This window comes from Neorhodopirellula pilleata (genome assembly GCF_007859915.1).
Taxonomy (GTDB): Bacteria; Planctomycetota; Planctomycetia; order Pirellulales; family Pirellulaceae; genus Rhodopirellula; species Rhodopirellula pilleata.
In genome coordinates this window covers 177,018-188,950 of the sequence record NZ_SJPM01000003.1, presented here as the reverse complement: position 1 = coordinate 188,950, position 11,933 = coordinate 177,018, and the positions used below count along the sequence as shown (strand labels likewise).

General features: G+C 57.2%; 7 protein-coding genes. 4 read left to right on the top strand and 3 right to left on the bottom strand.

Annotated features, from left to right (window positions below; translation table 11 throughout):
- The first annotated feature begins 54 nt into the window (after positions 1-54).
- The 3 genes from Pla100_RS09715 to Pla100_RS09705 all read left to right on the top strand — a co-directional run bounded on the left by Pla100_RS09715 (position 55) and on the right by Pla100_RS09705 (position 2,775).
- Positions 55-1,182, top strand: coding sequence for a redoxin domain-containing protein (locus Pla100_RS09715; protein ID WP_146577509.1), 1,128 nt, complete (start codon positions 55-57; stop codon positions 1,180-1,182).
- A gap of 386 nt (positions 1,183-1,568) precedes the next feature.
- Entirely contained in the window at positions 1,569-2,399 is an 831-nt protein-coding gene (locus Pla100_RS09710) for a class I SAM-dependent methyltransferase (RefSeq protein WP_146577508.1), read from the top strand.
- 61 nt (positions 2,400-2,460) lie between these two features.
- A complete protein-coding gene (locus Pla100_RS09705; RefSeq protein ID WP_146577507.1) occupies positions 2,461-2,775 on the top strand; it encodes a hypothetical protein in 315 nt (104 codons plus the stop codon).
- Between the two features lie 146 nt (positions 2,776-2,921).
- Here the strand turns inward: Pla100_RS09705 and Pla100_RS09700 are convergent, their stop codons facing one another.
- Positions 2,922-4,463: a YifB family Mg chelatase-like AAA ATPase gene (locus Pla100_RS09700; RefSeq protein WP_146577506.1), complete on the bottom strand. Its 1,542-nt coding sequence runs from the start codon at positions 4,461-4,463 to the stop codon at positions 2,922-2,924.
- A gap of 419 nt (positions 4,464-4,882) precedes the next feature.
- On the opposite strand from Pla100_RS09700, the gene Pla100_RS09695 reads away from it, so the two are divergent.
- Positions 4,883-6,013: a TlpA disulfide reductase family protein gene (locus Pla100_RS09695; protein WP_197167813.1), complete on the top strand. Its 1,131-nt coding sequence runs from the start codon at positions 4,883-4,885 to the stop codon at positions 6,011-6,013.
- 101 nt (positions 6,014-6,114) lie between these two features.
- Here the strand turns inward: Pla100_RS09695 and Pla100_RS09690 are convergent, their stop codons facing one another.
- Together Pla100_RS09690 and Pla100_RS09685 are read right to left on the bottom strand one after the other, a co-directional pair.
- Entirely contained in the window at positions 6,115-8,919 is a 2,805-nt protein-coding gene (locus Pla100_RS09690; protein WP_146577717.1) for a UvrD-helicase domain-containing protein, read from the bottom strand.
- Positions 8,919-11,867, bottom strand: a complete 2,949-nt coding sequence (locus Pla100_RS09685) for a PD-(D/E)XK nuclease family protein (RefSeq protein ID WP_146577504.1) — start codon at positions 11,865-11,867, stop codon at positions 8,919-8,921. Before Pla100_RS09685 ends, Pla100_RS09690 begins: the two co-directional genes overlap by 1 nt.
- Between the last annotated feature and the right edge of the window lie 66 nt (positions 11,868-11,933).

Genomic DNA, 11,933 nt, shown 5'->3' with positions numbered 1-11,933 from the left:
AGTTCGTTGGACATTCACGGATTACAGAAAGATTCTTTTCATCGGAAAGCTGTTATGACATCTTCACTCGCCATTGTTCGCGCCTTTCCCCTTCTTCTCGTGTTCGGACTCGTTGCAATCGCCAGTTCGATCAGTGCTCAAGAGAGTGTTGATGCCGTCGCGGCTCAACCTTTTCTTTTGCAAATGATCCGCGACGACTCGGTGCATCGTGAGTTACGGCTAACTGAGGAGCAAATCACCCAAGTCGACGAGGCGATCGGTGAAGTCGATCCTCGTTGGTGGGTCAGCCGCATTTTGCCAGCCGAACGACAATCGACCGAAATCAAAGAGCTGATCGCGATCCTGAAAGGACGCCTGAAAGGCATCCTGAGCGCCGACCAATGGACCCGGTTGGAACAACTCGAACGACAAGCCCACGGTACTCGCATGGTTCGGCTTCCCGAGGTCATTCAAGCGTTGGACATCACGGCATCGCAACAGCCCCGGTTTGAAGCGCTTTTTTCGAAGACCGATGCCACCGTTGCGTCGTTGGAAAAGCAATTAAGCGACCAGGCGATCACGCCCGAACAAGCGGCCACGGAGATTGCCAACGCGCAAAAAAACGAGCGACAAGGAATGCTCGACATTTTCACCAGCGAGCAACAATCCGGAATCGGTCCGCTCGTCGGCAAGTCGTTTGACTTCGCCGGTGTCAAACGAACCTACCCACGAGCCCCCGAGTTTGTTTCCGATGGGGCGACTTGGATCCAAGACGGAGTTGTTTTATCGAGCCAACCGATCCGCATGTCGGACCTTCGCGGCAAAGTCGTCGCGGTTTACTTCTATGCGTTTGAGTGCATCAACTGCCAACGCAACTTTCCTCACTACAAGAGTTGGCATGAAGACCTCGCCGATGACGGCCTGGTTGTGATCGGCATCCAGACGCCGGAGACTTCCGCTGAACGAAGCCTCGAGCGAGTGACATCAGCGACTCGAACGGACGGATTCAAGTTCCCGGTCTTGTTCGATCAAGCATCTAACAATTGGCGGACGTGGGGAAACACGATGTGGCCGACGACCTATCTGATCGATAAGAAGGGATTCATTCGACGCTGGTGGCAGGGCGAAATGAACTGGAAGGGAACTCCCGGTGAACAACAAATGCGAGAGTCCATCCGAACGTTGTTGGCCGAAGCAGAATAGATCCGCCGAGTGCTTCGTCAAAATCTAATTTTAGGGTGAGCCGAACGCGCTAACGTCGGGCGTTGAGCAATGCCCGCGGTTAGCGCGTTTTTGATTTAATCGTTTAACGGCAAGCCGCAGGCGACAGAGCTTGAGAACGCAGACGCCTGCGGCTTGCCGTTAAACGAAAACGCCCAATCGTGCACTCAATCAACAGCCCGCTAGCGCCGTCGGCTCACTTCACTAACCCTATTTTTAGGGTTTGACGAAGCACTAGTGTGATCTGTGGCGTTGAGTGGAAAACGCCCCCCGTCACGCCGCGGTTGTTTTGCGGTATCGTTCTCACTGCACGAATCGCACCCGCCTTCTTCGCGGCCATCTCCGTTAATTGCTCCATCTCGTTTTCCATGAAGCCCACCATCGACTGGTACGATCGACCTCAATACTTTGACATGGTCTTTCGTGACGAAACGGCCGCCGAGGTTCGATTCTTTGGCGAGGCGTTCGAGCGATTCGTTGACGGGCCGGTCGAGCGACTTTATGAACCCGGGTGTGGAAGCGGACGATTGGTCGCGGCCTTGGCGGCCAAAGGCTACCAAGTCGTCGGGTTGGACAACAATGAATCAATGCTTGCGTATCTGTCGAAGCGTCTGAAACGTCGCACCGCCTCGGTGAAATCGGCGACGTCGGCGCGGCGGAAAACGCCCGAGCTCCACGGGTGCGAATTGATCAACGGCGACATGACCCGGCACGTTTGCCGACCTGTGGTCGACGCCGCCTTTTGCACGTTCAACACGTTTCGCCACTTGCTTGACGAAGAATCCGCCCTCGAACACCTTCGCTGCGTCGCCGAATCATTGCGAACCGGCGGGATTTACATTTTGGGGTTCCACTGCATCCCCCTGGACGCCGATCCGGAATGTACCGAACGCTGGACGGCCACCCACGGCGGGACGAAAGTCAGTGTCACCTTGAAAGTGGTGGGGTTTGAACGTCGTCAACGCCGCGAGACGTTGCGGGTTTCGATCAAAGCGACCAAACGCGACGGGCGAGTCGAGCGGGTCCGCAGCGAATTTCCGCTGCGGCTCTACACGCCCAAACAGGCCAAAGCGTTGCTGGCCCGAGTCGACGACGTTTGGGAGCTCGCCGGCGTCTACGACTTCGATTACGACCTGAGCGAACCACGCAAAATCGACGAAGACCTCACCGACGCGGTTTTCATTCTTCGCAAACGCTAGGGAGGCGCGTTACAATCCCGCACTCCTCCGCTTCCTTACACCTTTTCAAACGAGTGCAACGATGGATCGTTTTCTTCAATTCGGCCGTGTCTACATGGGATTGGCCCGTGTCTTCATGGGATTGGCATGGATCACCGTGGTCGGTTGCGGCGGTTCGGAACCCTCCGTCGCCCCCACCACCGGGATGGCCCCGACGACAACGACCGCTCCCGACTCAGGCGTTTCGGAATCGTCGTCTGACGTTCCAGCCAAAGAACTCAAGAACGGAATGACGCTTCCCGACGAGGTGCCCTTGGAACCATCGGCGTCTTCCACCACCGGGCCTGACTCAAGCAAAGGGTTGCAATTGCCCGACGACTTGTCCCCCAGCCTCTAGAATTTCTCTTGCAATTTCCTCGACTCGCTTGTCATGCCCGGTGACGGTCGATGGTGAACTCGATCACCGGATTCGAAACCGAATCGTTCGCAAACGAGTTTGAGCCGAACCACGTCACGGGAATCCATTGGTTGAACGTTGATGCATTAGACCCAAATATCCGCGTCGAGGTTTCGGTAGCTGATGGCTTCGGCGAGGTGTTCTTCGCCGATCGCGTCGCTACCGGCGATGTCGGCGATCGTGCGGGCGACGCGAAGGATTTTATCGTGGGCTCGAGCGGACAGCCCGAGCGATTCGACCCCGGCTCGCAACATTTGTTTTCCTGCGGGCTCGAGTTCGCAGTATTGTCGGACTTGACGACTGGTCATTTGTGCGTTGTAGCGAACCGGGCTATTACGAAAACGATCTGCTTGAGCTTCACGGGCCTTCACCACATGAACCCGCATCATCTCGCTGGATTCCGACGTTGTCGTACGTGCCGATAGTTCGTCAAATGGAACCGCAGGTACTTCGATGTGAATGTCGATACGATCGAGCAGTGGCCCCGAGATCTTCGACATGTAACGTTCGATCTGGGGCGGTGTGCAATGACAACTTCGTCTGGGATCGCTGCGATAACCACACGGGCACGGATTAGCCGCCGCGATCAACATGAAATCGGCGGGGAAGGTGGTACTTCGCAATGCTCGCGAGATCGTGACGACGCCGTCTTCAAGCGGTTGCCGCATGACTTCGAGGGTCTTGCGATTGAATTCGGGTAATTCATCAAGAAACAATATCCCGTTATGTGCCTTGCTGATTTCTCCCGGCGAGGGCGGGCTGCCTCCACCGACCAATCCGGCATCGCTGATCGTATGATGTGGGCTGCGAAACGGGCGAGTGGCGAGCAACGGTTGCCCGGGGGGAAGTTGTCCGACCGCACTGTAAATCCGAGTGGTCTCAATCGATTCGCCGGGAACCAATCGAGGCAAGATCGTCGGAATCCGTTTTGCGAGCATCGTCTTGCCAGAACCGGGAGGTCCGATCATCAGTAAATTGTGTCGACCTGCCGCACTGAGCGTCATCGCTCGCTTAGCCATCTCTTGGCCTCGCACGTCGGCGAAGTCGACGTCGTATTCACTGAAGGCCTGAAAAATTTCATCCACTCGGCTGGGAACAGGCGGGATGTCGAGTTCTCCCGCAAAGAATGCCACGCACTGCGCTAGAGAATCCACCGCGATCACTTCGAGGTCTTCAACAACGGCCGCTTCGGGGGCATTGGCCGACGGCACAACGAGACCCTTCAGTGATGCATCTTTGGCCGCTTCGATCGCGATCGATAAAGCTCCTTTGATCGGACGGGTGATGCCTTCGAGGGCGAGTTCCCCGACCACGGCGTAATCTTCCAACCTTGCCGTATCAAGTTGCCCGCTGCCCGCGAGAACGCCCAACGCAACTGGCAGATCGAATGAAGGCGCTTGCTTGGGTAAATCGCCGGGTGCCAAGTTGACCACGATCCGATCTTGAGGCCGAATGAAACCGCTGTTGACGATGGCCCGCTCGACCCGGTGCGTGGACTCCTTGACGGCCGTGTCGGGCAAGCCGACCAGGATCGTTTTGGGCATCGCTGCCGGTGAAATATCAACTTCGACATCAACCGGCATCGCTTCGATCCCGAGCAACGTGAATGTCTTCAGACGTGCCAGCATTGCATCATTCCTCTCTTAAATAGTCCCCCAGGCCGATCGCATCCGAGTCGCCCCGGGCACCATCGTGACGCCCCTGGCAACGCGATGCAACCGGCGGTCGGCATCAATGTCGCCTCGGCGAGCCATGTCTCGCTGGAGAAGTCGAGCCTCTCTCATCAGGCCGACACGATGGAAACTTCGTTGCCTCACGAATGTCGAGACGATAGCATAACGATTCCGGCGGCTTCCAAATCATCACAACTTATGGACTAATCAGTGCTATGGGCTCTACAACTTCTAGTCACCATCGAGCCGCGAGCCGATTTCAATATCCCTCGGCAATCGTTTCTTGGGTGATCCCCGCATTGATCTGCTTGATCGGATGCGATTCTACGGCCGAACCCGATCTGGCGTCTCGACCGTTAGAAAATGACACGGCAATGATCGCAGAAGACGCCGCGAACATGCCAGGCAGTGCAGAGAACGCTGCCGACGGGACACTCGAATCACCCGCGCAAACGCTTGCCCCATTGCCCACACCTCCACAAGAACTCGGCATCGGTGACCCCAATCCTGGTTTGCACGTCGCAACTTGGGTTAAAGGCGAACCGGTCGATCAAACGTTGACCGGCAAAGTCCATGTGGTGGAGTTCTGGGCGACGTGGTGCGGCCCGTGTCGAGTCGGCATGCCGCATATCAGTTCGCTTCAACAAGAGTACGGCGATGAAGTCGCGTTCGTCGGAGTCACACGAGAGACGCAAGAAAAGGTGGCTACCTTCCTTGAAGCCCCGGCAAGTGACGGCAAGACATGGGACGAAACGATTCAGTATCGACTCGCGATCGATGATCGCGATTGGACGAACACCGCCTACATGCGGGCGGCCGGCCAAAACGGTATCCCGTGTGCTTTCGTCGTTGGTCGCGATGGAGTCATTGAATGGATCGGCCATCCCGGTTCGATCGACGAGCCGTTGAAGCAAATTGTCGAAGGCCAATGGGATCGTGCCGCAGCGATTGTTGCGCACGAAAAACAACAACGCCTTCAAGAAATGTCCGCCAAGCTCAGTTCATTCGCACGAGCGAAAGATTGGGACGGGGCTCTCGAAATGCTCAACCAAGCTCAACAAGAGGACGAGAACTCGATCCAGCTCATGTCGTTGCGATTAAGAGTTCTTCAGTTGGCCGGTCGTACCGATGAAATGTCAGCCGTCCGTGCCGAAATCGTCGAAGCAGCCTGGGACGACGCCAATATGCTCAATCAAATTGCTTGGTCGGCGGCGACCCTTCCCGACTCGCCAGATCTGGAACTTGCATTGAAGGCCGCTCGACGGGCGTCGGAACTGAGGAACGATGAAGACCCTGCCGTCTTGGATACCGTCGCTCGATGCTATTACGAACTCGCGAACCTGGATGAAGCGATCAAGTGGCAACGGCTTGCGGTTGAACATAATCAAGGCAATGCCGAGATCGAAGCAACGCTAGAGAAGTACTTGGCGGAAAAATCAGAATCGGGCTCGGAGTCGGAATCAAAGGAGAAAGACGCTTCTTCACCTGAAGAAGCGGGTGAGTGATTTAAACCGAGTAAGGCATTCTGCACGTGGCGGCGACTTTCAGTCGCCGTTTGACTGCTTGGCGACTGAAAGTCGCCACCACAAAGTGTTCCTGCAAAGCTTCACGCCCTTTTCGGATGGGTACCTCGTTTACCGGCGGTTGGCGATTCAGCCTTGGCTTCACTCCACCAATTCGGTGTGCCGGATTCGAAGAGCACGCAGTTGCCGTCGGTCGGGTCGGCGTCTGGATCGGCTGGTCCGTTCCAGGCGTGGAACAATAAGGACGCCGCGTTCTTGTTGGCGAATTCGGCGTTCGTGCTCGGGGGCGTGAACAAGTACAAACCCTGTCGGGCGCGGGTCATGGCGACGTACAACAGACACATCGCTTCGGTCATTCTCGCCTTGACGTTGCCGCCGATCACGCGTTGCCAACGTGGCGGTAGGTAGTGCCATTGTTTCTCGCCGACGCTGCGGGTTAAACCCACCGGCGGCTTGCTCAAGTCGGGAAGGTCGGCGATGCACTGGGGCGGTCGGCCGAGCAACTCTTTGTGAATCTCGGGCAAGAACACCGCATCGAACTCCAGCCCCTTGGACTGGTGAACCGTCATCACGCGTACTGCCGCAGCCTTGGGACGTTGCACACGTTTGATCCGAACCAGGTCGACAAAGTCTCGCAAGCGTGTTCGTCCGATGTGATGAAACTGCGTGGTCAGTTCGATGAGCTGTTGCAATCGAACACGCTCGCGAGAATCACAATGGGGCATCAGGGCCGATGCGAGGAACAACACCACTTCGGGAAGGCCTTGGTCTTCGATCCGACGACGCAGTTCGTCGGCCGCTGCCGCCCGCGCGTCGTCTCGCCCCAGTGGTAAATGATCGGCCAATGGCGAGAACGCGATGTGATGTCGCCAACGTCCGTCACCGGGATGCTCGACCATCATCAACGCCGACAAGATCCAACGTACCGCGACCGAATCATCGAGGGGATTGCCACCCTCAGCACTGACATCAACGCCACGGGACTCGAGTGCGTTGATCAGGTAGCGCACCGTCGCGTTGGTCCGCGTGAGCACCCCGATGCTTAACCCCGGTGCCGCGGCGCTGAGCTGCGCGATTTGCGTGGCAACCTCTTCGACCAGCGCCGCCTGCACGTCCGCCGCCGAGGCTTTGACCGGTTTGCCGTCCGGGTCGGCGGGGTTGGGTTGCGGCGGGACGATCGGCCCGGTCATGAAACGGACGTAGCCGGGCAAGTCCTTCGCTGCGGTTTGCGGAGGAAACTTCGTCGCGAATTCCTGCAACGCCTCGGCTTCGTAAACCGCTTTGTCGGCCGGGTCGGCCGGACAAGGCATCTCGGCGAGCGGATGTCGAGTCAAATTTTGAAACGCTTCGGTGACCGCGTCCAAGACCACTCGACTGCTGCGATAACTTTCGTCTTGAGGGATGCTCGCGATGCCGGCGATCTGTTGGTCGACCGCATCAAAAATCTCGGCAACACCACCGCGCCATCCGTAGATCGCTTGTTTGGTATCACCAACGCAAAAGAAAGATTGGGTTCGCCGGGGATCGATCATCGTTACGGAATCGCTCGATGTTCCTTTCGATGCGCTCGCAGGCACAACCGATTGGGCGATGACCTTAAGAACCTGCCACTGCACTGGAGAAGTGTCTTGGAACTCGTCCAACAGCAAGTGATCGATTCGCGAGTCCAATTTGTTTTGAATCGTGGCGACGTCGAGCGTCGTGAACACGCTCGCCAATCGCACGGCAATATCGTCGAAAGCGAACGAAGCCTGTGCTTGTTTGACGCTCGTGATCGCGTCGTTGTAGTGCGCCGCTAAAGATCCGGTCGCATGATTTTGGCTGCGCAGTAAGGACAAGGATTCCGACTTAACGCACTCGTACAAAATTTCCAGATCGGCCTCCAGACCGGGCGGAAACTTGCTGCGTCCGAACTTAACTTCATCGCCGCTCAAGTGGGCTTTGTGGATGTTCGCCAACAAGGTTTCTTCGATCAGTGGCGACAAATCGCGGGCGTCGAGATGGTCGGCCATTTTTTGTAATAGCGCGAGGATCGTTTTTTGTTTCGGCTCGGCCATGCGGAACGATCCGGCCGTTCGTGTGATCTCGGCCGATTCGGGGCGGGTGGGCACGTCGAGTTGATCCCAAGCTTCCTGAGTTGCTTGTCGGGACAGGCCGTAAGTGTTCTCAACGACCTGGATCAATTCGCGGGCGACGTTTCGTTTGACATCACCGCGACCGAGCATCGAGACCAACGATTCGATCTCCGAGGATTGCAACGCGTCGATCATGTTCGTGATCGCGAGTTGGCGAAGCCAAATTTCCTCGATCTCGTCGGTCAGTCGCCACCCCGGCGGCAGATCGAGTTCGAACGGCAACGCCCGAGCGAGTTGCGAGAACAAACTATCGAGTGTGCAAATTCGGATGCGGTGAATGTTTTTAAGCAAACGGTGAAACAGTTGGCCGCAAACATGCCTCGGCAGTCCGGGCAAACCGACTTGCTGCTGAAGCTCGGCGAGGGCCTTAGGTTGACTCGCGTCGGCTGCGGAACCCAACGTGGTCAACACCCGGGTCAAGATTTCTCCGGCGGCTTTGCGGGTGAACGTGGTCGCCAATACGGTTTCCGGCGGTGCGCCGGTGAGCATGATCTTCAGCAACCGCGCGGTGAGTTGGTACGTCTTTCCCGTTCCTGCGGAGGCTCGCACCAACGTCGGTTCGAACGCGCCGCGAAGTAATTCCGGCGTGATCAGTTGGCGGTCCAATAACAACTCGTCGTTGGCGTCACTCGAATCGATCTCATTGCGATCGATCTCGCTGCGTCCGAGTTCGCTGCGTTCGAGCTCATCGAGTGCGGCAGAAATATCGTCCTCGGATGTGGCGAGTTCGTACTGGATGCTTTCGTGGGACATCACGACATCACCTCCATCTCTTCATCGGGGACGACGCTCCCGCCGTAGCCGGCGTCGTTGAACATCATGTCGTAGTCGTCGTACTGCACACCGTCCGGATTCGGTTCAAATCGACACTCCCGAATCTGGCGAACGCACCAATGAATTAATTCGTCGGCGGCTTCGAATTGCGATTCGGTGAACGATGCCAGATTGATTTTCGTTTCGGTGTCTTTTTCGGCGACGTTGAAATAGCCCAATTCAACGTCTTGCGGATCGGCGGAAATTCCCAGATCGGGGATGAACCGACGATACAGCGGCAGTTGCAAGTCGATCCATCGGGTCGACCCATCAGGTGCGGTTTTCAAATGTTTTTTCTCGGGAGAGTGACCGTGTGTCTTGTAATCGAGAATCGCCCAGCGGCCCGTTTCGGGGTGATGGTCGATGCGATCGAATCGTCCGCGCAGCCCCGTGAACTTGCCATCGAGCAGAATCCCGGTCGGCTTTTTGGGCTTCTTCTTTTTCCGGTCGTAGTCGAGTTCGTCGACTGAATCCTCGACCGCGTGAATCCGCCACCCCTGGGCGATCCGTTCGGCTTGCCGCTGAGCGACGACTTTCAAACGTCGTTCGGCTTGTCGGACTTGGATCGCGATCGCCGCTTGCGTGTTGTCGCCGTAGTGCTTCTTGGCATAACGATGCAGGTTCTCGATCAACGCTTTAGCGATCTTGTCTGGATCGGGCTCGTCTTTGTCAGGTCCGTCGCCGAAATTCTCCAGCGCGCCGTGGACCAAGTCACCAAACTGGTTGGCGGCGAGTTCCAACGCGGCATCATCGAGCGGTCGAAGTTTCAAAACGTGACGAAGGTAAAAACGATACGGGCACGCCAGGTAAGCCGAAAACGCGGTCACACTCAAGACATCGACGGTGCGTCCGGGTTCAGGCGGCGGAGGCGAATTGAAATAACCTGGCAACGGTGACACTGTAGTCGTTGCCGAGCCGGCGACGTCGATCGCATCGCCGGACACGACCTCGATTCGCGGCCGACTCGTCGTTAACAACCGACACACGCGGCGCGCCGCATCATCCGCAATCGCGGCGGCGAGCAGGCGGCTCGGCGGGGTCGGCGATTCGTCCGCACTCCGCTTGCCGACAATGAAGTGCACGGCCGATCGCGTCGTCAGCATTTGATGCATCGCGTGAACGTCGCGCGCGTAACGCCGCTCGTTGTTGCGTTGGCTTAGTTTGGACTGCAGCGAGGCGGGCAAGAACGGGTCTCCCGAGGCGGCCTCCGGGACGAAGGGATGGTTCAACCCACAAACGACCAACGCCGGTGCATCGTCGAGGGTCAAGTCGAGCCAACCGAGGATGTTGACCTTGTCGGGCGACGGATCACCGGGCAGAGGAACGACCGCGATCCGTGTGGCGAGCATTTCCAACGCGGTCAGTGAATCGACAGGCGTGTCGAGTTTCGTGCTCAGCTTTTCGTACTGGTGCAATAGTTCGCAGGTCGCCTTGGTAGCAAGTCGAGTTCGTGTTGCGCCGGTTTCGTCAGCACAAACGGGAACGTCTTGATAGAGCGCCTGCAGGACGTCGGCGAGAATGCGACTCCATTTGCCGATGCGTCTGCGTTTTTGGTTCAGCGGCGTTAGCCACGCTTCGACGATTCCGAGCACTTGATCGGCCGATCCCGATTCCTTTCGTTCGCCGGGCAAATCGGCATCGACACTTTGTGGAAAGGCCTCCGAAAGTAATTGATCCAAGCGGGTCAACCAATCGACATGGTGATTGCCGTCTTCTGCATTCTTCGCAAACTCACGATCAATCATTTGGTAGACGTCGGCGTGACGAACCAAAGCCGCCAAGGAACGCCATGTTCGACGGTTTTGATACGCAACGACCAAGTCCATCAAGCGACCGATCGCCGTTTGGGAGGCCGTGTAGCCGAGATGCCGATAGGTGGCAACGCCGAGTAAACGGCAACGGTTCTCGATCGGGGCGACTTGGGACTCATCCGTTACCCCGATGGTGATTTGATCGGTCGAGTGGTCGGTTCCGTAATCGGCGAGCATTTCCGTGACGGCTTGCGATTGATCATCGACCGAGTCGGCGGCAATCAATTGATCGTCGCTGATCGGCAAGACATGATCTTTCCAAGCATCGGGAATCAAACAACCAAACTCATCGAATCGATGCGATTCCTCGTCGGGAGCTGCGACAAGTGACGTGACCGGCATCTTCACATCTCGCATCATCGCTTTGACCAGTTCGCTCAAGTCAGCCGTCCCGATCAGCACGATCGGCCGTAACGCACGGCAGCGTTTTTCGGTGATGGCCTGCATCGCCGCGAGGTTCGGATCACACCGTTCTGCGTTATCTAATTCGGCGAGGTAGTTGGCTTGTGCTTCAACCAGCAACTCCCATCGGTTGCGTTCGGCGGTCCCCTCGGTCCGCCGCAGGACTTGATGAAAGGAGACATTTTCAGCGGCGAGCGACGATTGCAATCGGCGAGCCGTCGCGGCCAAGTCCAACCAACCTGCCGTCGCGTCGGCATCAGGCGGCGTGGGGACGAGCGTTTGCAATCGCTCTGGATCGGAATTTGCCAAGACGCGGGCCCATGCAAGCGTTTGCTCGAAATCGGTCGCCCACTCGGCCGGGCGTCGATACAGCAGACTAGGCAATCGTCCGACAAGATAAAAACGGGGCGGAAGGTAAGCTTGATTGGATTCCGATGCGATAGTCACCAGTTTTTCACGCAATCGGTCGACGGCGCGACTGGAAGGCAAGACCACATCGAACCCACTTAAATCCACCGCTCCGGCGGAAGCGTCGACGCCATCGGATTCACCGGTGTCGATCCCGTCAAACAACGGCTGATCCGTCGATGGGGACGCCGGTCGGTATCGCAGCAACCATTCGGCGGCATGAGAAAGCAGCGGCTCCGACCAACCGCAAAAGACTCGTTCGACCACCGGGGGGCGACGCTTGGAATAAGATTTTTTTGTCCTGGTCTCCAAGATTCAGCAGCTCCGTCCATC